The sequence below is a fragment of the Nocardioides zeicaulis genome (assembly GCF_042432345.1).
In the GTDB taxonomy this organism is placed as follows: Bacteria; Actinomycetota; Actinomycetes; order Propionibacteriales; family Nocardioidaceae; genus Nocardioides; species Nocardioides zeicaulis.
In genome coordinates, this window is record NZ_JBHLXH010000002.1 from 810,247 (window position 1) to 831,868 (window position 21,622).

Annotated in this window: 18 protein-coding genes; 9 read left to right on the forward strand and 9 right to left on the reverse strand. The window is 72.9% G+C overall.

The features are described 5' to 3' along the window. Position 1: 1 nt before the first annotated feature. Positions 2-1,171 (reverse strand): ADP-forming succinate--CoA ligase subunit beta, encoded by a 1,170-nt coding sequence (gene sucC, locus ACFFJG_RS18465; protein WP_378520243.1) that lies wholly within the window; start codon positions 1,169-1,171, stop codon positions 2-4. A gap of 119 nt (positions 1,172-1,290) precedes the next feature. On the opposite strand from sucC, the gene ACFFJG_RS18470 reads away from it, so the two are divergent. Together ACFFJG_RS18470 and ACFFJG_RS18475 are read left to right on the forward strand one after the other, a co-directional pair. Further along, positions 1,291-2,613, forward strand: a complete 1,323-nt coding sequence (locus ACFFJG_RS18470; protein ID WP_378520244.1) for a cryptochrome/photolyase family protein — start codon at positions 1,291-1,293, stop codon at positions 2,611-2,613. A gap of 137 nt (positions 2,614-2,750) precedes the next feature. Further along, a complete protein-coding gene (locus ACFFJG_RS18475; protein WP_378520245.1) occupies positions 2,751-3,587 on the forward strand; it encodes a M23 family metallopeptidase in 837 nt (278 codons plus the stop codon). A gap of 240 nt (positions 3,588-3,827) precedes the next feature. Here the strand turns inward: ACFFJG_RS18475 and pcrA are convergent, their stop codons facing one another. The 6 genes from pcrA to ACFFJG_RS18505 form a co-directional block, all read right to left on the reverse strand. Continuing rightward, entirely contained in the window at positions 3,828-6,227 is a 2,400-nt protein-coding gene (pcrA, locus tag ACFFJG_RS18480; protein WP_378520246.1) for a DNA helicase PcrA, read from the reverse strand. Between the two features lie 69 nt (positions 6,228-6,296). Continuing rightward, positions 6,297-6,656: a hypothetical protein gene (locus ACFFJG_RS18485; protein ID WP_378520247.1), complete on the reverse strand. Its 360-nt coding sequence runs from the start codon at positions 6,654-6,656 to the stop codon at positions 6,297-6,299. Between the two features lie 26 nt (positions 6,657-6,682). Then, a complete protein-coding gene (locus tag ACFFJG_RS18490) occupies positions 6,683-7,126 on the reverse strand; it encodes a universal stress protein (RefSeq protein WP_378520248.1) in 444 nt (147 codons plus the stop codon). 1 nt (position 7,127) lies between these two features. Continuing rightward, positions 7,128-8,540, reverse strand: a complete 1,413-nt coding sequence (locus ACFFJG_RS18495) for an APC family permease (RefSeq protein ID WP_378520249.1) — start codon at positions 8,538-8,540, stop codon at positions 7,128-7,130. Between the two features lie 66 nt (positions 8,541-8,606). Then, positions 8,607-9,284 (reverse strand): LuxR C-terminal-related transcriptional regulator, encoded by a 678-nt coding sequence (locus ACFFJG_RS18500; RefSeq protein WP_378520250.1) that lies wholly within the window; start codon positions 9,282-9,284, stop codon positions 8,607-8,609. Continuing rightward, a complete protein-coding gene (locus ACFFJG_RS18505; RefSeq protein ID WP_378520251.1) occupies positions 9,281-10,588 on the reverse strand; it encodes an ATP-binding protein in 1,308 nt (435 codons plus the stop codon). Before ACFFJG_RS18505 ends, ACFFJG_RS18500 begins: the two co-directional genes overlap by 4 nt. Positions 10,589-10,732: 144 nt before the next feature. Here ACFFJG_RS18505 and ACFFJG_RS18510 point away from each other — a divergent pair, with 144 nt between their 5' ends. Then, positions 10,733-12,037, forward strand: a complete 1,305-nt coding sequence (locus ACFFJG_RS18510; RefSeq protein WP_378520252.1) for a PspC domain-containing protein — start codon at positions 10,733-10,735, stop codon at positions 12,035-12,037. A gap of 10 nt (positions 12,038-12,047) precedes the next feature. Beyond that, entirely contained in the window at positions 12,048-12,323 is a 276-nt protein-coding gene (locus ACFFJG_RS18515) for a hypothetical protein (RefSeq protein ID WP_378520253.1), read from the forward strand. Here the strand turns inward: ACFFJG_RS18515 and ACFFJG_RS18520 are convergent. Further along, complete coding sequence (locus tag ACFFJG_RS18520; protein ID WP_378520254.1) at positions 12,312-14,003, reverse strand: aminotransferase class V-fold PLP-dependent enzyme; 1,692 nt, start codon at positions 14,001-14,003, stop codon at positions 12,312-12,314. The two genes, ACFFJG_RS18515 and ACFFJG_RS18520, sit on opposite strands and share 12 nt — an antisense overlap. Positions 14,004-14,037: 34 nt before the next feature. Further along, positions 14,038-15,063: a glycerophosphodiester phosphodiesterase family protein gene (locus ACFFJG_RS18525; protein WP_378520255.1), complete on the reverse strand. Its 1,026-nt coding sequence runs from the start codon at positions 15,061-15,063 to the stop codon at positions 14,038-14,040. 66 nt (positions 15,064-15,129) lie between these two features. On the opposite strand from ACFFJG_RS18525, the gene ACFFJG_RS18530 reads away from it, so the two are divergent. From ACFFJG_RS18530 to ACFFJG_RS18550, 5 genes are all read left to right on the forward strand, one after another. Further along, the gene (locus tag ACFFJG_RS18530; RefSeq protein ID WP_446686240.1) at positions 15,130-15,672 is read left to right on the forward strand and encodes a YbaK/EbsC family protein; all 543 of its coding nucleotides are present in this window, start codon (positions 15,130-15,132) and stop codon (positions 15,670-15,672) included. A 49-nt stretch (positions 15,673-15,721) separates the two neighbouring features. Continuing rightward, on the forward strand, positions 15,722-16,387 hold the full coding sequence (locus ACFFJG_RS18535; protein WP_378520257.1) for an alpha/beta hydrolase: 666 nt from the start codon (positions 15,722-15,724) through the stop codon (positions 16,385-16,387). Positions 16,388-16,657: 270 nt separating this feature from the next. Continuing rightward, a complete protein-coding gene (locus ACFFJG_RS18540; RefSeq protein WP_378520258.1) occupies positions 16,658-17,998 on the forward strand; it encodes a hypothetical protein in 1,341 nt (446 codons plus the stop codon). A 155-nt stretch (positions 17,999-18,153) separates the two neighbouring features. Further along, positions 18,154-19,866 (forward strand): ABC transporter ATP-binding protein, encoded by a 1,713-nt coding sequence (locus ACFFJG_RS18545; protein WP_378520259.1) that lies wholly within the window; start codon positions 18,154-18,156, stop codon positions 19,864-19,866. Continuing rightward, on the forward strand, positions 19,863-21,611 hold the full coding sequence (locus ACFFJG_RS18550; protein ID WP_378520260.1) for an ABC transporter ATP-binding protein: 1,749 nt from the start codon (positions 19,863-19,865) through the stop codon (positions 21,609-21,611). Before ACFFJG_RS18545 ends, ACFFJG_RS18550 begins: the two co-directional genes overlap by 4 nt. Positions 21,612-21,622: the final 11 nt, after the last annotated feature.

Below are 21,622 nucleotides of genomic sequence, written 5' to 3' on the forward strand. Positions count from 1 at the left end.
CTCAGGCCTGGTGGGCGAGCTCGGCGGCCTTGTCGGCCGCGCCGTCCATCGTGTCGACCTGGGTGACCAGCGGGTGGTTGAGCTCGTCGAGGATCCGGCGGCCCTCCTCGACGTTGTTGCCGTCGAGGCGCACGACCAGCGGCTTGGTGGCCTCGTCGCCGAGGATCTCCAGCGCGCCCTTGATGCCGTTGGCGACCTCGTCGCACGCGGTGATGCCACCGAAGACGTTGACGAAGACGCTCTTGACCTGCTCGTCGTTGAGGATCACGTCGAGGCCGTCGGCCATCACCTGGGCGTTGGCGCCGCCGCCGATGTCGAGGAAGTTGGCCGGCTTCACGCCGCCGTGGGCCTCGCCGGCGTACGCGACGACGTCGAGGGTGCTCATCACGAGGCCCGCGCCGTTGCCGATGATGCCGACCTGGCCGTCGAGCTTGACGTAGTTGAGGCCCTTGTCCTTGGCCTTCGCCTCGAGCGGGTCGGCCTCCTCGCGGATCTCGAACTGCTCGTGGTCGGGGTGGCGCACCTCGGAGGCGTTGTCGTCGAGCGACACCTTGCCGTCGAGCGCCTCAAGCTTGTCGCCCTCGAGACGGGCCAGCGGGTTGACCTCGACGAGGGTGGCGTCCTCCTCGACGTAGACCTTCCAGAGCTGCTGGACCATCTCGATGGCCTGGTCGCGCAGCTCGGCGGGGAACTTCGCGTCGTCGACGATCTCGGCGGCCTTCTCGGCGGTCACGCCCTCGAGCGCGTCGATCCGGGTCTGGCGCACGGCCTCGGGGTTGGTCTTGGCGACCTCCTCGATCTCCACGCCGCCCTCGACCGAGGCGATGCACAGGTGCGAGCGGTTGGAGCGGTCGAGCAGGAAGGAGAAGTAGTACTCCTCCACCGGCGGGGTGGCCGGGGTGACCAGGACGCGGTTGACGCGCAACCCCTTGATCTCCATCCCGATGATGTCGTTGGCGTAGGACTCGGCCTCGTCGGGGGTCTTGGCGATCTTCACGCCACCCGCCTTGCCGCGCCCGCCGGCCTTGACCTGCGCCTTGATGACGGTGACGCCGCCCATCTCCTCCGCGGCGGCACGAGCGGCCTCCGGGGTCTCGGCGATGACGCCGATGGTGGTTGCGACTCCGTGCTTGGCGAAGAGCTCCTTCGCCTGGAATTCCATCAGGTCCACGAGGTGACCAGTCCTTTTCGTCTGCGAGCAGGGGTACTTCGGCACCCTAGACCTCCGCGGTCGGGTCGCACGAGGTCGGGTGAGCGTGGTGGTGGTCACCCCCCGGCTACGTTGAGGCCATGGCTGAGCACGAGTCCTCGGTGATGTGGTTCCGGCGCGACCTGCGGGTGCGCGACAACCCGGCGCTCCGCGCAGCCCTGGACGAGGGCCCGGTCACCGCGCTCTTCGTCCTCGACCCGGCGCTGTGGGCCTCGGCCGGTCCGGCCCGGCGGGCGTGGCTGGCGGCCAACGTGCTCGCACTCGCCGACAAGGTGCCGCTCACCATCCACCACGGCGACCCCGCCGACGTCGTGCCGCGGGTGGCGCAGGGACGTCGGGTGCACGTCGCCGCGGAGACCACGCCCTACGGCCGGCGCCGCGACGACGCGCTCGCCCAGAGGGTCGAGCTGGTCGCCACCGGGTCGCCGTACGCCGTCGGCCCCGGCCGCATCACCAACGGGAGCGGCAAGCCCTACCAGGTCTTCTCCGCCTTCGCCCGTGCCTGGCGCGAGCACGGCTGGGCCGAGCCGGCCGCCTCGCCCCGCTCCCCCGACCTGCAGCCCGCGGACTCGCACCAGAAGGCGCTCGACCTGCTCCACCGCGCGGTCGACGACGCGCCGTTCGACCTGCCGGGTGCCGGCGAGGACGCCGCGTGGCGCCGCTGGCGTGCCTTCCGCGAGGGCGCGCTGGCCGACTACGCCACCGAGCGCAACCGCCCCGACCACGACGGCACGTCACGGCTCTCGCCGTACCTCCACCTCGGCGTGCTCCACCCGCGCTCGCTGCTCGCCGACCTCGACCGCGCCTCCACCTACGCCACCGAGCTGGCGTGGCGCGACTTCTACGCCGACGTGCTCTGGCACGAGCCCGCGTCGGCGTGGAAGGACCTCAAGCCGGCGCTGGCGGGCATGCGCTACGACGACCCGGAGGACGCCGTCGAGGCGTGGCGCACCGGCACCACGGGCTACCCGATCGTCGACGCCGGGATGCGGCAGCTGCGCGAGATCGGCTGGATGCACAACCGGGTGCGGATGATCACCGCCTCCTTCCTCACCAAGGACCTCCACGTGTGGTGGCCCGTCGGCGCCCGCCACTTCCTCGACCTGCTCATCGACGGCGACGTCGCCTCCAACAACCACGGCTGGCAGTGGGTGGCCGGCACCGGCACGGACGCCTCGCCGTACTTCCGCGTCTTCAACCCCGTCACCCAGGGCATCAAGTTCGACCCGCGCGGTGACTACGTGCGGCGCTGGGTGCCCGAGCTCGACCACCTGCCGGGCAAGGCCGCGCACGAGCCGTGGAAGCACGACACCGGCTACGAGCAGGACTACCCGCGCCGGATCGTCGACCACACCGAGGAGCGCCAGGAGGCGCTCGACCGGTACCAGGCCGTGCGCGGCTGACGTCCGGAATCCGACCAAGATCCACAGTTCAACCACCAATCGTCTCGAGGGTTGCGCTTTACCGTGATGCTTCCGTTACAGTCGTGCGCGGTCTTGCCGACCCGACCCCCCTGACCCGGCAGATTGGTGACTCCTCCATGGGCAACCACCGAGCGGAGCGCGCTCCCAAGCGCCGCACCACCTCGGCAACGGCTGCGCCCGCGACCGGAAGGCGACGGGCCTCCACGCCCCCGCGCCGGTCGCCGCTGGCCAGCCTCCCGTCCCTGCCGCTCGTCGCCGGGGTCGCGGTCCTCGCGATCTCCGCCGGCGGCGCCGTCGCTGCCGGGGGCGCGGGCGCCACGCGCCTGGCCGCCTCGGGCTCCACGATCGACGCCGCGAGCGCGGTCGGCTCGGCCGGCACCGCACTCGCCCGTCGCGGCGAGGTCGTCAGCCGCGACTACACGCGCGACTCCGACGTCACCGCCGAGGAGAGCGACCCCGAGCTCGTCGCCCTCGCCGAGAAGCAGATGGCCGAGCGTGCGGCCAAGCTCGACGAGATGCGCAAGGCCGCCGAGGAGCAGGCGGCGAAGATCAAGGAGAACAAGTGGGTTCTCCCCCTCGCGCACTACCAGATCACCGCGACCTTCGGCCAGGTCGGCCTCTGGGCCAGCTACCACACCGGCCTGGACTTCAACGGCGAGACCGGTGACCCGATCATGGCGATCGCCAACGGCACCGTGACCTCCGCCGGCTACGACGGCGCCTACGGCAACAAGACCGTCGTCACCCTCGACGACGGCACCGAGATCTGGTTCTGCCACCAGACCTCGATCTACGTCTCGGTCGGCGACCGCGTCAACGGCGGTGAGGTCATCGGCACCGTCGGCGCCACCGGCCACGTCACCGGCTCCCACCTCCACGTCGAGGTCCGCCCCGGCGGCGGTGGTCCGGTCGACCCGTTCCAGGCCTTCGTCGAGCACGGCGTCGTTCCCTGATCGACGCCCCCTCGCTCTGCCGGAAGATCCGCGTCACCTGGTGACGCGGATCTTCCGCGTCCTGGCCCTGCGGCGTGCGCCGACCGCGACCCGAGCGGTGGCCCAGCCACGTTTCCGGCGCTCGAAGTGTGGCTCAGCCACCGCTCCGGCGACGTACGCGACCCGGGCGGTGGCACAGCCACGTTTCCGGCGCTCGAAGTGTGGCTCAGCCACCGCCCACCGCGGCGTACGCCGGCGGGGTCAGAGCTTCTCGACCGGGGCGTAGCGCAGCAGCAGGCGCTTGACGCCGTCGGAGCCGAAGTCGATCGAGGCGACGGACTTCTCGGCGACGCCGTCGACGGCCACGACGGTGCCCATGCCGAACGAGTCGTGGACCACCCGGTCGCCGGGCGAGAGGCTCGGGATCTCGCGCGCCGGCTTGGCCTTGCTGGCCGCGTCGGCGCGGAGCGCGGCGGAGCTGAAGTTGCGGCGCCCGGCCGCCGTGGGTGAGCCGAGGCCCGTCGAGCCGTAGCCGCCGGTGACGTCGGGGCGGGTCCAGCGGGTCTGCTCGGCCGCGGTGCGGCGCCAGTCGACGAGGTCGACCGGGAGCTCGTCGAGGAAGCGGCTGGCGGGGTTGTGGGAGGGGGCGCCCCAGGCCGAACGGACGAGCGCGCGGGAGACGTAGAGGCGCTGCTGGGCGCGGGTCAGGCCGACGTAGGCCAGCCGCCGCTCCTCCTCGAGCTCGGGCTGGTCGCCCAGCGAGCGCTGGTGGGGGAAGACGCCGTCCTCGAGCCCGGTCAGGAACACGACCGGGAACTCGAGGCCCTTGGCGGTGTGGAGGGTCATCAGGGTGACCACGCCCGAGTCGTCGCCGTCAGGGGTGTCGGGGATCTGGTCGGCGTCGGCCACGAGCGCGACCCGCTCGAGGAAGTCGCCGAGCCCGACCGCGACCGTGCCGGCCTCGACCTCCGCCGGGTCGGCGCTCGGGCCGGGCTGGGGGTCCTCGGCGAACTCGCGTGCCACGGCGACGAGCTCGGCGAGGTTCTCCACGCGGGTGCCGTCCTGCGGGTCGTCGCTGGCCTCGAGCTCGGCGAGCAGCCCGGAGCGTTCGAGCACCGACTCCAGGATCACGTCGGGGCGCTCGTCGGCGGCGACCATCGACTGGAGCTCCTGGACCATCGCCACGAACGCCTCGATGTTCTTCAGCGAGCGGGTCGCCAGGCCCGGGGCCTCGGCGGCGCGCGTCAGGGCGTCCCAGAAGGTGATCCGGTCGCGGTCGGCGAGCGCCGCGACGCACGCCTCGGCGCGCTCGCCGATGCCGCGCTTGGGGGTGTTGAGCACGCGGCGCAGCGAGATCTCGTCGGCGGTGTTGACCAGCATCCGGAGGTACGCCAGCGCGTCGCGCACCTCGCGGCGCTCGTAGAAGCGCACGCCGCCGACGACCTTGTAGGGCTGGCCGGTGCGGATGAACACCTCCTCGAAGACGCGCGACTGGGCGTTGGTGCGGTAGAAGACCGCGACGTCGGCGGGGCGCACGCCGTGGGCGTCCACCAGCGTGTCGATCTCCTCGCTGACGAAACGGGCCTCGTCGTGCTCGTCGTCGGAGACGTAGCCGACGATCCGCTCGCCCTCCCCCGCCTCGCTCCACAGCCGCTTGGGCTTGCGGGAGCGGTTGTTGCCGATGACGGAGTTGGCCGCGGTGAGGATCGTCTGCGTCGAGCGGTAGTTCTGCTCCAGCAGGATCGTGGTGGCGTCGGGGAAGTCCTGCTCGAAGTCGAGGATGTTGCGGATGTCGGCGCCGCGGAAGGCGTAGATCGACTGGTCGGCGTCGCCCACCACCATCAGCTCGCTCGGCGCGACCTGCTCCCCCGCGACCTCGGTCTCGGGCTCCTCCATCGAGACGCCGCACAGCTGCTGGATGAGGCTGTACTGGGCGTGGTTGGTGTCCTGGTACTCGTCGACGAGGACGTGGCGGAAGCGCCGGCGGTAGTTCTCGCGGACGTCGGGGAACGCCTGGAGCAGGTGCACCGTGGTCATGATGAGGTCGTCGAAGTCGAGCGCGTTGGCCTCGCGCAGGCGGCGCTGGTAGGCCGAGAACGCCTTGGCGTAGGCCTCCTCGAAGGAGTTGCGCGCCTCCTTGGTGGCGTCCTCGGCGTCGCGCAGCTCGTTCTTCTGGTCGGAGACCCAGTTGAGCACCGCGTTGGGCTGGTAGCGCTTGGGGTCGAGCTCGAGGTCGCGCAGCACGATCGTCATCAGCCGCTTGGAGTCGGCGGCGTCGTAGATCGAGAAGTTGGACTTGAAGCCGACCCGGTCGATCTCCTTGCGCAGGATCCGCACGCAGGCGGAGTGGAAGGTCGAGACCCACATGATCCGGGCGCGCTTGCCGACGAGCTCCTCGACGCGCTCCTTCATCTCGGCCGCGGCCTTGTTGGTGAAGGTGATCGCCAGGATCGAGCCCGGGTGGGCCTTGCGCTCCTGGATCAGCCAGGCGATGCGGCGCGTCAGCACGCGCGTCTTGCCCGACCCGGCGCCGGCGACGACGAGCAGCGGGGCCCCGGCGTGGGTGACGGCCGCACGCTGGGGGTCGTTGAGGCCGGCGAGGAGCGGGTGGTCGCCGTGCTCGAAGAGGGCCTGGTCGGCCGGTGCGTCAGTGGGGCTCATGTCGGGTCCAGCCTATGCGCCGGGGACGACACCCGCCGCCTCGGCGCCGGGGCCCTGTGGACGGGTCGGTCAGGCGTGCGCCGGCGACCAGAACACCGCGACGGCGATGTTGGCGACGGTCAGCGCGAGGATCCCGTAGTAGAGCCCCTGCGGGATGCTCGGCTTGCGCATGTTGGCCATCACCAGCACGAGGATGACCAGGCCGATCGCGAACTTCACGGCGATCTTGGCGTGGTCCGGCCCGTCGCCGTCGAGGCCCTCGAGCACCCCGACCAGCAGGAGGCCGGCGAGGAACGCCGTGCCGGCTCCGTCGCGCATGAGGGAGTTGACCACCTTGGGCTCGGTGCGCAGCTGCACCAGCAGGCCGCCGAGCAGCGCCGCGAAGCCGAGGATGTGGACGAAGAGCAGCACCAGCCGCAGGGTCTCCATACGCCCACCCTAGGGCGGGCGAGGTGCTACTTCTTCCTCCGGGGCGCCGGTCGCACCACGAGCACGGGGCACGGCGCGTAGTGCTGGACGCGCTGCGCGGTGCTGCCCACCAGGACGCTGTCGCTCAGGCCCCGACCGCCCGCCGCCACCACGACCAGGCCGGCGTCGTACTGCTTGGCGGCCTTGATGATCTCGTTGGCGGCCGAGCCGCTGCGGATCCGCTTGTGGACCTTCGGTCCCCACCCGTCGAAGACGGCCGCGACGGCGTCGACCGCGCCCTGGGCCGCCTCCCGGAAGGAGCCGTCGAGCCGGCCCTCGGAGAGGTCGTCGGCGAACGCCACCGAGGCCAGCGGCCGGATGACCGCGACGACCGAGACGTCGGTGACCTTGGTCGGGTCGGCGAACGACTTCAGGTGCTTGGCGGCGGCCAGGGACTGCTTCGAGCCGTCGGTGGCGACGATGACGTGCACGTCAGGCTCCCTTGACCGCGCCGGTCCCGGACGAGTCCGGGTTCTTGGTGCCGAAGACGATCTCGGCGACGTAGAGCAACCCACCGAGCCCGACGAGCGCGGCACACCAGATGAGCGAGCTGGGGTCGGTGGCGACGACGTAGCCGAGCAGCACCACGTTGCCCACCAGGCCCAGGCCGAGCAGCACGGTGGGCGCACGGAACGTGTCGTCGGTCTCGTCGCTGCCGCGCAGCTTGAGGCAGGAGATGATCACGCCTGCGTAGACGGCCAGGAGGAGGGCCACGGTCACCGACGCGAGCCGGCTGACGATGTCGATGTCGAGCCCGATGCGGCCGAGCAGGTCACCGACGACCACCAGGCCGATGACCACCGCGGCGCTGAAGACGAGTGCGACGTAGGGGCTGCGGCGCGAGGGGTGGATCTTGGCGAAGGCGCCGGGCACGACGTCCTCGCGGGCCATGCCGTAGAGGATCCGCGACTGGGTGACGACCTGCACCAGCGTGGTGTTCGTGATCGCGACCATCGCGATGATCGCGAAGACCACGGTCATCACCGTGACCGAGAGCGGCAGGATGCCCGCCTTGACGACCTCGAGCAGCGCGGCGTCCGAGCTGGCGAGGGTGTCGACCGGAACCGTGAGCGCCGCCGACATGGACACCAGCACGTAGATGACGCCGGCCGTGGCCATGCCGCCGATCAGGGCGATCGGGAAGTTCTTGCTGGGGTCGACGGTCTCCTCCGCGACGTTGGCGACGTTCTCGAAGCCGGTCATCGCGAAGAACGACAGCGCCACGCCCGCCACGATCGCGAAGATGACGTTGTCGTCGGTCGTGAAGTCGCCGAGCGCCGAGAAGTCCGCGTTGCCCTGGCCGATGTAGATGACGGCGATCACCATGACGATCACCAGGCCGGTGATCTCCACGAACGTCATCACCATGTTGGCCACCACCGACTCGGTGATGCCGATGAAGTTGAGCACGGCGAGCAGCAGGATGAACGCGATCATCACCAGCAGCGCGGGCGGCCACTCCCAGACCTCCGCGACGTACTGCGAGAAGCCGGCAGCCAGCGACCCCGCCGCTGCGAAGGTGGCCGAGAGGTAGGTCACGGTGGTGAGGAAGGTCAGCGGCTTCTTGCCGAACGCCTTGTTGACGTAGAGCGAGGCACCCGCCGCCTGCGGGTACTTGGTCGCGAGCTCGGCGTAGGCCAGGCCGGTGAACCCGGCCACCGTGACGCCGACGGCGAAGGCCGCCCAGAAGGCGCCGCCCACCTCGCCGGCGACGGAGCCGATGAGGACGTAGATGCCGGAGCCGAGGACGTCACCCAGCACGTAGAAGTAGAGGAGACGACCGGTGATCGACCGCTTCAGGCCGCCCTCGTCCTCCCGGTCGGGACTGGTCGCCGTGTCTGCCATCCTCCGACCACACCGCGTCAGGCAGGGCTTGTCAAACCTCTCCCACCCGCCCGGGGGACTCCCGCGTCAGAGCAGGCGGCGGTCCGAGGCCCACTTGGTCAGCTCGTGGCGGCTGGAGAGCTGGAGCTTGCGGAGCACCGACGACATGTGGGTCTCCACCGTCTTCACCGAGATGAAGAGCTCCTTGGCGACCTCCTTGTAGGCGTAGCCACGCGCGATCAGCCGCATCACCTCGCGCTCGCGCTCGGTGAGCCGGTCGAGGTCCTCGTCGACCGCGGCCACGTCGATGGACCCGGCGAAGGCGTCGAGCACGAAGCCGGCCAGCCGGGGCGAGAACACCGCGTCGCCCCCCGCCACGCGGGTGATCGCGTCGACCAGCTCGGGCCCCGTGATGGTCTTGGTGACGTAGCCGCGGGCGCCGCCGCGGATGGTGCCGATGACGTCCTCGGCCGCGTCGGAGACCGACAGCGCGAGGTAGAGCGTCTCCGGCGACGGCTGGCGCCGCATCACCTCCACCCCTCCCCCGCCCGGCAGGTGCACGTCGAGCAGCACCACATGGGGGCGCTCGCGGTGCACCACCTCGATCGCGGCGTCGGCGTCGGCGGCCTCGCCCACGACCTCCACGACGCCTGCGCCGCTGGCCGCGAGCTCGGCGCGCACCCCGGCCCGGAACATCGCGTGGTCGTCGACCAGGACGACCCGCACGGGTCCTGCGGCGCCGGTCGGGGTGGCGGTCTCGGTCATCGGTGCTCCTGCTCGGTGGGGTGGGGGGAGGACGTGCGGGGCATGTGCAGCCGGACCTCGGTGCCCTCGCCGGGAGCGGAGCGTACGTCGGCCCGCCCGCCGTGGCGCACCATCCGGTCCACGATGCTGCTGCGCACCCCCCGGCGGTCGGTGGCGACGGCCTCGAGGTCGAAGCCCGCGCCGCGGTCGCGGACGAACACGTCGACGGCGCCGTCGGTGGTCTCGGCGAACACGTCGGCGCGCTGGGTGCCGGCGTGCTTGGCGACGTTGACGACCGCCTCGCGGGTGGCCAGGACGATCGGGCGCAGCGCCTCGTCGAGGTCGCAGTCGCCGACCGTCACCACGTCGACGACCACGGGGTGCTGGGACTCCACGTCTGCGGCCATCTCCTTGAGCGCGCCGGCGAGGGTGGTGGCGTCGGCGGTGTCGGCCTCGAAGAGCCACTGGCGCAGGTCGCGCTCCTGGGAGCGGGCGAGGCGGGCCACCGTCGTGGCGTCGTGGGAGTTCTTCTGGATCAGCGCCAGCGTCTGGAGCACGGAGTCGTGCAGGTGGGCTGCCATGTCGGCGCGCTCCTGGGTGCGCACGCGCTCGGCGCGCTCGGCGCCGAGGTCGTCGACCAGCCGCACCACCCAGGGGCCCACGACCAGCGCGAGGCCGAGCAGCCCGAGCAGCCCGGCCACCAGCACCGGCACCGCGAGCCGGGCCTGGCCGGCCACGACGGCGAAGACGATCAGCGCCGTCAGGACGAGCCCGAGCCCGGCCGCGATGCGGGTGTAGGCCGCCCAGCCACCGTTGCCGAAGACCGCGCGGAACGGGTCGATGCGCCCCGAGGAGTCGACCCAGCGCTCGCGCTGCGCCTCGTCGGCCTGGCGCCACAGCAGCCCGATGCCGGCGACGCCGAGCACGACCGGCCAGAACAGCACGCCCTGGCCGAAGATGCCCTCGAACCCGAGGACGACGCCGAAGAACAGCGCGCCCAGCGCGACCGCGGGGCCGGCGTCGCGCAGCCGGCCCCGGCGTCCGGGGCGCTTGCCGGTGCGCGTCGCGCTCTCCAGGCCGGGGGCGCCGACCTCGAAGACCTGGCCACCGGGCAGGAACACCCACAGCCCGGCGTAGAGCAGCAGCCCGAACCCGCCGAGGAACGCGGTCGCCACGAAGAACACCCGCACCCACAGCACCGGGACGGCCAGGTGCTCGGCGAGGCCCGCCGCGACCCCGCCCGCGATCGGGGCCGTGGTGTCGCGCCGGGCTCGGCGTGGCCAGGCCGGACGGGGTCCGGCGGCGCTGGAGGAGGTCTGGGTCATCGTGGCTCCATCGTCGCAGGCGCGCGGGGGCGCGACCATGAGGAGCGACCCCGAGCGACCCCTGACTCCACCCCGGCGACGACCGGGGCGCGTCAGGGCTCTCCCCGATGGTGGCCGGCCCGGCGAGCGACCAGAGTGGATGCCATGGACGAGACCACCACCACGACCGGCAGCCCTGCCAGCAGTGCCGCCGGCAGCCCCACCGGGGAGCAGGCGCCCCCGGCCGCCGGACCGCGCGTGACCCGCGACGAGGTGAAGGACCTCTCCCGGCTGCGCCGCAGCGTGACCGACCGCCACGTCGCGGGCGTCGCGGGCGGGCTGGCCCGCCACCTCGACGTCGACCCGATCATCGTGCGCGTCGTGCTGGTGGTCGCGATCTTCTTCGGCGGCGCCGGGCTGCTGGCCTACATCGGCGCGTGGGTGCTGGTGCCGGAGGAGGGCACCGACGACCAGCCGCTCGGCCTCGACCAGCGCAACCGCTCGATCGCGCTCGCCGGCGTCGGCGTGCTGGCCGTGCTCAGCGCGGTCGGCGACTGGGCCGGGGCGTCCTGGTTCTCCTGGCCGCTGGCCGTCCTCGCCGTGGTCGTGGCGTGGTTCCTGCACCGCAAGGGCAGGTCCGCGACCGCCGACCCCTGGGCGGCACCGGCCTTCGGCCCACCCGCCGCGGCCGCACCGACCCACCCCGAGGCCGGCCCGGCCGACCCGACGTACGCCGACCCGGCGTCCGCAGCGTCGACCTACGCCGACCCGACCTACGCCGACCCGACGTACGCCGACCCTGCAGGGGGCGTGCCCGGCGGCCCGGGCCAGTGGGCGACGTACGCCCGTCCCCCGCGGCCGCGTCACCCGCGCAAGCGCGGACCGATCCTCTTCTTCTTCACCCTGGCGCTGATCGCGCTCGCCGAGGGCGTGCTCGGTGTCGTCGACCTGGCCGGCGCGCACGTCGTGGACAGCGCCTACCCGGCCCTCGCGCTGGGCACCGTCGCGGTGATGCTGCTCGTCGGCGCCTTCTGGGGCCGCGCCGGCGGCCTGGTGCTGCTCGGCCTGGTGGCCGCGGTGGCGACCGGGGCGACCTCGGTCGGCGAGGACGTGCGCGACACCCGGGTCGAGCACGCGCCGACGACCGCGTCGGCGGTGCGCGACAGCTACGACTTCGGCGGTGGCACCTTCACCCTCGACCTGTCGGGGGTGGCGGACGTGGAGGCTCTCGACGGCCACGACATCGACATCAGCGGGGTGGGCGGCCGGATCGTGGTCGTGGTGCCCGACGGCATGGACGTCGACGTCACCAGCAGCATCGTCGGCGGCCACAGCGAGGTCTTCGGCCGCAGCAGCGACGGCTTCGACGTCACCCGGGACGGGTCGCTCGACGGGGGCGCGGGCGCTCCCGACCTGTCCATCAACATCGACCTGGTCGGCGGCGAGATCCTCGTCCGCGACGCAGCCTGAGGAGCGCGAGATGAACGACGACACCTACGCCCCGCACGACACCTACGACGAGCCCATGGTCGGCCCCCTCGACGCCCCGGCGCGGCGCTCGGGCTTCCACCCCGTCAACGTCGGGCAGCTCGTGATGGGCATCGCCTTCGCCGGCCTGGTCACGGTGTGGGCGCTGCTCCAGGCCGACGTGGTCGACGCCGGCGAGCTGCGCTGGATGATGCCGATCCCGTGGATCGCCGCCGGCGCGGCCGGCCTCGTCGCCACGACGTGGCGGCGGGCCGGCTCAGGCGAGTGAGACCGCTGGCAGCGCGAACCAGCGCAGGTCGTCGAAGTCCGCGCCGAGGTGCGCGGAGTCGGCCCAGTCGGGCGGCGACGCGGCGGCCATGATGGCGCGGCCCTCCTCGAGGTGCTCCCGGAGCACCTCGACGGGGGCCGTCGTCACGTGCGACGGGTACGTCATCGTCCCGTCGGCGGCGTAGGAGACGTCGGCCAGGCGCAGCGGCGGCTCGACCGCACCGGTGCGGTGGTGCCACAGCCCGGTCAGCGGGTCGAAGCGGTAGTCGCCGAGCAGCCGCCAGCCCTCGCGGGCGACCAGGCGCACCGCCTCCACGACGTAGGAGAAGACCTCCTCGTCGACGAAGTAGTTGAAGTTGACCCGCACCCAGCCGGGCTTGATGCCCTCGCAGCCGGTCGCGATCTGCTGCTCGAACTGGTGGCTGCGATCGAGGTCGATGTCGAGCAGCCGGTGGCCGTAGGGGCCGGCGCACGAGCAGCCGCCCCGGGTCTGGATGCCGAAGAGGTCGTTGAGCAGCGCGACGACGTAGTTGTGGTGGAGGTAGGTGCCGTCGGGCGCCTTGACGACGAAGGAGACGATCGAGAGGCGCTGGGAGTCGAGGTTGCCGAGGATCTGCAGGGTGGGCTCGGCCCTCCACGTCTCGACGGCGCGGCGGAGCAGCTGCTCCTCGTGGGCCTGGATCGTCTCGACGCCGACGGCCTGCTTCAGCTGGAAGACCAGGCCGGCGCGGATCGACTCCACGATGGCCGGGGTGCCGCCCTCCTCGCGGTGGGCCGGGTCGTCGAGGTAGCGGTGCTCGGTGGGGTTGACGTACATGACGGTCCCGCCGCCGGGCACGACCGGCACCCGGTTGGTCATCAGCTCACGGCGCACGACGAGGACGCCGGGCGTCCCGGGGCCGCCGATGAACTTGTGGGGCGAGATGAAGATGGCGTCCTTGTAGGAGGTGCCGGGGCCGTGCATCTCGATGTCGACGTAGGGCGCGCACGCCGCGAAGTCCCAGAAGCTGAGCGCGCCGTGCTCGTGGAGGAGGTCGGCGACGCCGGCCGTGTCGGTGACGATGCCCGTGACGTTGGAGGCGGCGGAGAACGACCCGATCAGCAGCGGCCGGTCGGCGTGGCGCTCGAGCTCCTCGCGCAGGTGGTCGAGGGAGACCCGGCCGTCGGCGTCCTCGTGGATGGTGACGACGTCGGCGATCGTCTCGCGCCAGCTGACCTCGTTGGAGTGGTGCTCGAAGGGACCGATGAACACGACGGGGCGCTGGTCGGCGGGGATGGCGGCCGTGAGGTCGTAGGCGTCGTCGAGCCCGGCCGGCACGCGCAGGCCGAGGATGCCGATGAGCTTGTCGATGGCCGCGGTGCTGCCCGAGCCGCAGAACACGACCACGGTCTCGTCGTCGCCGCCGACCGCGTCGCGGATGATCCGGCGCGCGTCCTCGCGCAGGCGCGTGGTCTGCAGCCCGGTGCCGCTGGCCTCGGTGTGGGTGTTGGCGTAGGCCGGGAGCACCTGGTGGCGGATGAAGTCCTCGATGAAGGTGAGGCTGCGCCCGGACGCGGTGTAGTCGGCGTAGGTCACCCGCCGGGGGCCGTAGGGGCCCTCCATCACCTGGTCGTCGCCGATGACCGAGGCGCGGATGCGCTCCAGCAGGGCCTTGGAGGCGTCGGTGCACTCGTGCGTCACGGGGTGAGCGTACGCCGGTGCGAGGGCCTGCCTCTCACCCGAGCGCCGCGACCTGCCGGACCTCGGGGCCGACCTCGCGGCGGGCCGCGAGCGCCTGCTCGGGGTGGTCGGTGATGATCCCGTCGACGCCTGCGTCGAGCAGCGCGCGCACGTGCGCGGCCATGTCACCGAGCGCATCGGGTGCGGTGCCGCGGCGGTGGCGCACCGGCAGGAAGCGGTTCTCCGCGCGCAGCGTCCACACGTGCACGGTCAGCCCGCGGCGGTGGGCCTCCTGCACCAGCGGGGACGCGGCCCCGGCGCCGCCCGGGCCGCCGCGAGGCAGCACCATCGAGGTGTGCGGGCCGATGCCGTCGGCGTACTCGTCGATGTCGTCGAGGTCGTCGGGGCCGACGGGGTCCCCCGGCTCCAGCAGCCGCACGAGCGGCAACCGCGTGCGCCCGGCCAGGCGGCGCAGGACCGGCGCCTCGAAGGCCATCGGCGTGACCCGTGCCCACGGGTGGTCGAGGCCGTGGCGGGCGAGCTCGCGCAGCAGCGGCTCGTCGAGCGGCAGCCCGGCGCGGTCGTGGTGCGCCGCGTGCTTGAGCTCGAGGAGCAGGCCGACCGGGCGCCCGCGCCGGACGCCCTCGGCCGCGGCCATCGCGAGCACCTCGGTGAGGGTGGGCACCCCCTCGGCCCCGTCGTACGCCGTGTTGCGCGGACGGGTCCGCGGCATCCGCTCGCGGGCGGTGAGGGTCTGGAGCTCGGCGAGGGTGAGGTCCTGCGCGAACCAGCCGCGCTGGGCGACCCCGTCGACGGTGCGGGTGCACCGCAGGTGGGCGAGGTCGGCACGCGACGCCACGTCGGTCGTCGTGCTGAGCTCGAGGTCGTGCCGGGCGACGAGCACCCCGTCCCGGGTCGAGACGAGGTCGAGCTCGATGTCGTCGACGCCCATCCGGATCGCGGTCCGGTAGGCGTCGAGGGTGTGCTCGGGACGGTGCCCGCTGGCGCCGCGGTGCGCGACCACGGCCGGGGTGAGGACCAACGACGGGGCCATCTCGAGCCGCTCGCGGGTCACCGTCATGGCAGCAGCCTGACCGGCCGACAGGACCGAGCGGTGACGTCAGGGTGAATGACGCATGATGACCGCGTGACGCTCCCGAGCCTCCCCCGCCTGGACTCCCTGCCCGCCGCCGAGCACCCCGAGCTGGTCGCGCCGCCGGTGGCGCGGGCGCTCGCGTCGTGGCCGGGTGCGGCGGAGGTCGCCGTGGTGGAGATCGACCCCGACCTCGCCGACACCGCCGCGATGAGCGAGGCCTACGACGTCCCGATGACGGCGGGCGGCAACTGCGTGGTGGTGGCCGGGTCGCGCGGCGGCGACGAGCGGGTCGCCGCGTGCGTCGTGCGCGCCGACACCCGCGCCGACGTCAACACCCTCGTGCGCAAGCTCCTCGACGTGCGCAAGGCGTCGTTCCTGCCGATGGACCGCGCGGTCGCGGAGTCCGGCATGGAGCACGGCGGGATCACCCCGCTCGGCCTCCCGGACGGGTGGCGCGTGCTGGTGCACGACGCCCTGCTCGACGAGCCGCTCGTCGTCATCGGCAGCGGCGTGCGTCGCTCCAAGCTGCTCGTCACGGGGCGCCTGCTCGCCGACCTGCCGGGTGCCGAGGTGGTCGAGGGCCTCGGCCGGTGAGCGGGCTCGCCCGGGGATGGGCCGCGGTGCGCCGGGTACGGGAGCGACCGTGACCGCGCGCCTGCTCCCCGTCCGCACGCCGCGACGCCCCGAGGGCGTCGTCCTGGTGCTCCACGGTGGGGCCGGGCGCGACGCGACCGCGGTGAGCCCCACCCAGCTGTCCGTGCTGCGCATGGTCCCGGTGGCACGCCGGGTCGCCCGGGCCGGGCGGCGCCGTCTCGCGGTGCACCGGCTGCTCAACTCCCACCGCGGCTGGGACGCCCGGACCACCCCGGTGATGGACGTCGCCTGGGCGCTGGAGCGCGTCCGCGAGCAGCACGGCGACCTCCCGGTGGCGCTGGTCGGGCACTCCCTCGGCGGCCGGGCCGCCCTGCTCTCCGCCGGCGACCCGGCCGTACGTGCCGTCGTGGCGCTCAACCCCTGGCTGCGTCCCGACGACCGGGTAGCAGCCGGCGACGCGCAGGTGCTCGTCGTGCACGGCACCGACGACCGGGTCGCGCGGCCGGAGGCGTCGGCCGCGCTGGTCGCCCGCGGGCGCCCGTCGCGCGAGGTGGGCCGGATCGAGGTGGTCGGCGGGCGCCACGCGATGCTGCGGCACGCGCGCACCTACGAGTCGCTCGCGGCCGACTTCGTCACCGCGGTGCTGCTCGGCTCGCCTCCCCGCACCTCCGCCGTGGCAGCCGTGCTCGCCGGCGAGCGCTGGGTGCAGGCCTGACCCAGGCGTGCAGTCCCGTCGCGGCCGGGCACGCCCAGCCGCCCCTCGTCAGCTCGGTGACGGGTTGCTCGACGCGTCGGTGCGCTGACGCTGCAGGCGGCGACTGCGTCAGCCTCCGTGCCTCTGGAAGGATCCCCGGGCAAACGGAGAAGGAGATCTCGGGGAATGCTGCGAGGAACGCCGCAGACGCGTCTCAGCGTCGACAGGGTGACGACCTGGGTACTGGTCCCGGCCCTGCTCGTCGTCGTTGCTCGCCAGGCCGCTGTTGCCATGAGTGATCCCGACTCGTTCTGGCACCTCCGGCTGGGAGACCTGTTGCTGCAGCAAGGATCGCTCAGCACGCCCGACTGGGACACACAGGACCACAGGCACTGGGTGCTGACGCAGTGGCTGCCCGAGCTGGCTTCGGCCAAGGTCGAGGCGTGGTTCGGGCTGCCCGGCGTCATGTGGCTGTTCGGCGCGTCGCTCGTGGCCCTCACGCTGGTGGTGCACGGCACCGCTCGAGCGCACGCCGGCACGCTCGCCAGCGGGTTCGCGACCGCGCTCGGCCTGGTCGCCATGAGCGGAAGCCTGTCTCCGCGACCTCACATGCTGACCTACGTCTTCCTGGCGATCACGGTGGGCGTCTGGCTGGCCGTGGAGCGGGCGGACCAGCTCCCCCGACCTCCCTGGCTCCTGGTTCCGCTCACCTGGGTCTGGGCGATGTGCCACGGGATGTGGTTCACAGGACCGCTGGTCGGCGTGGCCGTCTGCATCGGGTTGGCCCTCGACCGTCGAGCCGAGCGCCGCGTCCTCGGCCGGATGCTCGCGGTCCCGCTGCTGTCCGTCGTCGTGGCCGCGTTGACCCCGGTGGGACCCTCGCTGCTGCTCGCACCGGTCGAGGTGGGCGGCATCGGGCGCTACATCACCGAGTGGCAGGCACCGTCGTTCCGGACCGTGGGCCCGGCTGCAGGTGCCCTCCTGATCGTGCTCGTCGCAGGCACGTGGTCGAGAGCCCGGGAGCGGACACCGTGGACCCAGATCCTCCTGCTCGCCCTCGCTGCGGGTTGGACCGTGCTCGCCGCCAGGACAGTGACACTCGGCGCGATCATCGCGGTTCCACTGGCAGCGGCCGTCATCCAGCGATGGCTCGACCGCCCTGCCGACGCCAGGACGCGAGCTGAGTGGACCGTCATCGCTGGTACGACACTGGCGACACTCAGCGTCCTTGCCCTGGTCGTCCCCCACACCTCGTCCGAGCCCGGGGGCGTCCCGGACGGGTTGAGCCCGCAGCTCGCGGCCCTACCTCCTGGGACAGCTGTGCTCAACGACTACGCGGTCGGCGGCTGGCTGCGGTGGTCGCACCCTGATCTCGATCCACTGGTCGACGGCCTCACCGAGGCCTACTCGATCGACGAGCTCGAGGACTACGGGAAGATGACCACCGCCTCGCGTGGCTGGGAGGACCTCGTCGACGAGACCGGTGCAGAGGTGGCACTCCTGCCGAAGGACTCACCTCTGGCCGTCGCGCTCGAGCAGACGATGGGATGGTGCGTCGCCGGGATCGACGCCGACTACGCCGTGGTCCAGGCCCCGACCACGGCCGGCGGAACTGGCTGTCGGAGCACCTGACAAGGCACGCACCGACTCGACGCCATCGGTCGCGTGGCGGGTCGCACGCGTCGTCCAGGGCATCCGACGCCTGCTCAGCCGACCGAGACACGCGAGGATCGCCCCGCCGGCGAAAACCGGTCGAGCCCTGACCGCGCCGAACCTAGGATCGCGTGGTGCGCAGCCTCCCCGTCCCCGATCCCGGAGTGGCGGACCACCGCACACCCGACCGCTTCCTGTGGTGGCTGGCCCGCGGCCAGCAGGCCACCCTCCTCGGCGGGATGCTCTTCGGCATCGTGTGGATGTCGTGCCAGGCGGTGCTGCCGGCCGTGCTGGGCCGCGCGATCGACCGCGGCGTGGCCGCGCGCGACGAGCGCCAGCTGCTGCTGTGGGCGGGCGTGATGCTGGCCGTCGGCCTGCTCCAGGCGGTCACCGGCATCATGCGGCACCGGTTCGCGGTGACCAACTGGCTCACCGCGTCCTACCGCGTCGTCCAGCTCACCACGCGCCAGGCGGTGCGGCTGGGCGGGTCGCTGCCGCGCAAGGTCAGCACCGGCGAGGTGATCGCGATCGGCACCACCGACCTCAGCCACATCGGCAACGTGATGGACGTGACCGCACGCTTCGCCGGCGCGATCGTCTCGTTCCTCCTGGTCTCCGCCATCCTGCTCACCACCTCGGTCGAGCTCGGCCTCGTGGTGCTGGTCGGGGTGCCGCTGCTCATGCTGGTGATGGGCCCCCTGCTCAAGCCGCTGCAGGCGCGCAGCGCGACCGAGCGGCAGATGCGCTCCGACCTGTCCAACACCGGCACCGACATCGTCGGCGGCCTGCGGGTGCTCCGCGGGATCGGCGGTGAGGGGGTCTTCCTCGAGCGCTACCGGCGCGAGTCGCAGGCCACGCGCGCCGCGGCGGTCGAGGTGGCGCGGCTGCAGTCGGTGCTCGACGCGCTGCAGGTGTTCCTCCCGGGCACCTTCGTGGTGCTGGTGGTGTGGCTGGGCGCCCGCTCTGCGGTGGCCGGCGACATCACGGCCGGCGAGCTGGTCGCGTTCTACGGCTACTCGGCCTTCCTGCTGATCCCGCTGCGCACGGCCACGGAGTTCGCCAACAAGCTGATCCGCGGCCGGGTCGCGGCCGGTCGGGTCTGCCACGTGCTGTCGCTGGACCCCGACGTGGTCGAGCCGGCCTCCCCCGCGCCCGCACCCCCTGCCCTGTCCGAGCTGTACGACGCCCGCTCGGGGCTCCGGGTGCGACCGGGCTCCCTCGTCGCCGTCGTCAGCGAGCAGCCGGACGACTCCGCCCACCTCGCCGACCGCCTCGGCCTGTGCGCCGCCGAGCAGGACGACGAGGTCTCCCTGGGCGGCGTGCCGCTCACCTCGCTCCCCCACGCGCTCGTGCGCGAGCGGGTGGTGGTGTCCGACACCGGCGCCGCGCTCTTCGCGGGGCGGCTCGGTGACCGGCTCGACGAGCACGGACGCGGTGGCGTCGAGGAGGCGATCGCCACGGCGTCGGCCGACGACGTGCTGGCCTCGCTGCCCGACGGCCTCGACACCGTCGTCACCGAGAGGGGCCGCTCGTTCTCGGGCGGGCAGCGCCAGCGCCTGGTGCTGGCCCGCGCCCTCGCGTGCGACCCGGAGGTGCTGGTGCTGGTCGAGCCGACCAGCGCAGTCGACGCCCACACCGAGGCGCGGATCGCCTCGCGCCTGCGCGCGCACCGGGCCGGCCGCACCACCGTGGTGACGACCGTCAGCCCGCTGCTGCTCGACGCGGTCGACGAGGTGGCGTTCCTGGTCGACGGCCGGGTGGTCGCCACCGGCACCCACGAGGAGCTGCTCGCCTCGGTCCCCGCCTACCGGTCCGTCGTGGTGCGCGACGTGGAGGTGTCGGCATGAGGGTGACGACCCGGCTCCCCATCGCCGACGGCCGCGCCGTGCGGAGGTACGTCGGCCAGGTGGCGCACCGCCACCCGTTCCTGCTCTGGTCGGCGCTCGGGCTGCACGTGCTGGCCGCCGTCACCGCCCTCGCCGCGCCCCGACTGCTCGGAGACCTCGTGCAGGCCGTCGAGCAGGGCACCACCCGCGCCCACGTCGACCGCGTCGTCGTGCTGCTGGCCGTCTTCCTGCTCGCCCAGACGGTGCTCACCCGCTACGCCCGGCTGCGCTCGCAGGTGATGGGTGAGCTGGTGCTGGCCGAGCTCCGCGAGGACTTCGTCGCCCACACCCTCGCGCTCCCCGTCGGCACCGTGGAGGCGGCCGGCTCGGGCGACCTGCTGACCCGCACCGGCTCCGACATCGACCAGCTCGGCTGGTCGGTGCGCTTCGCCCTGCCGGAGTCGACCATCGCGGTCGTCACGGCGGTCCTCACCTTCGCCGCCGCGCTGTCGGTCGGCGGGTGGGTCTTCCTGCCCTGCCTGCTCGCCGTGCCGCCGCTCGTGGCCGGCCTGCGGTGGTACCTCGCCCGCGCGAAGGACGGCTACCTCGCCGAGACGGCGTCGTACTCCCAGATCACGACCACGCTCTCGGAGACCGTCGAGGGCGCGCGCACCGTCGAGGCGCTCGGGCTCGGCGCGCAGCGGGTGCAGCAGGGCGACGACGACTGCCGCGCCTCGTTCGCGGCCGAGCGCTACACCCTGCACCTGCGGACCCGCTTCTTCCCGAGCATGGAGCTGAGCTACCTGCTGCCGGTCGTGGGCACGCTGCTGTTCGGCGGCTGGCTCTACGCCCGCGGCGACGTGTCGCTGGGCGAGGTGACCACGGCGACGCTCTACGTCCAGATGCTCATCGACCCGGTCGACCGGCTGGTCTCGATCCTCGACGAGCTCCAGCTCGGCGCCGCCTCCCTCGCCCGGCTCCTCGGCGTCGCGCAGGTGCCCGACGACCGGGAGGTCACCGGCCGGGTGCCCACCTCGGAGAAGCTCGACGCCGAGGACGTGCGGTTCGCCTACGTCGAGGGGCGCGACGTGCTGCACGGCGTCGACCTCGACGTGGGCGTCGGCGAGCGGATCGCGATGGTCGGCCCCTCGGGTGCCGGCAAGTCCACCCTGGGACGGCTGCTCGCCGGCATCCACCCGCCCCGCGCGGGCCGCGTCACCGTCGGCGACGTCGGTCTGGTCGAGCTGCCGCTGGGCGACCTGCGCGGCCACGTCGCGCTGGTCACCCAGGAGCACCACGTCTTCGTCGGGACCCTGCGCGAGAACCTCGTGCTCGCCCGTCCCGAGGCCGACGACGAGCAGGTGGTGGCCGCGCTGCGGGCGGTCGACGCGCACGAGTGGGCGCTCGCGCTGCCCGCGGGCCTCGACACCGTCGTCGGGTCCGGCGGGCGCAGCCTGAGCGCCGCGCAGGCCCAGCAGGTCGCGCTGGCGCGGCTGGTGCTCGCCGACCCCCACACCCTCGTCCTCGACGAGGCGACGTCGCTGATCGACCCCCGTGCCGCCCGCCACCTCGAGCGCTCCCTCGCCGCCGTGCTTGAGGGCCGCACGGTCATCGCGATCGCGCACCGGCTGTTCTCGGCGCACGACGCCGACCGCGTCGCGGTCGTGGAGGACGGCGTGATCGCCGAGCTCGGCTCGCACGACGACCTGGTCGCCGCGGGCGGCTCGTACGCCTCGCTCTGGGAGTCGTGGCACGGCAAGGGCTGATCCGTCATGCT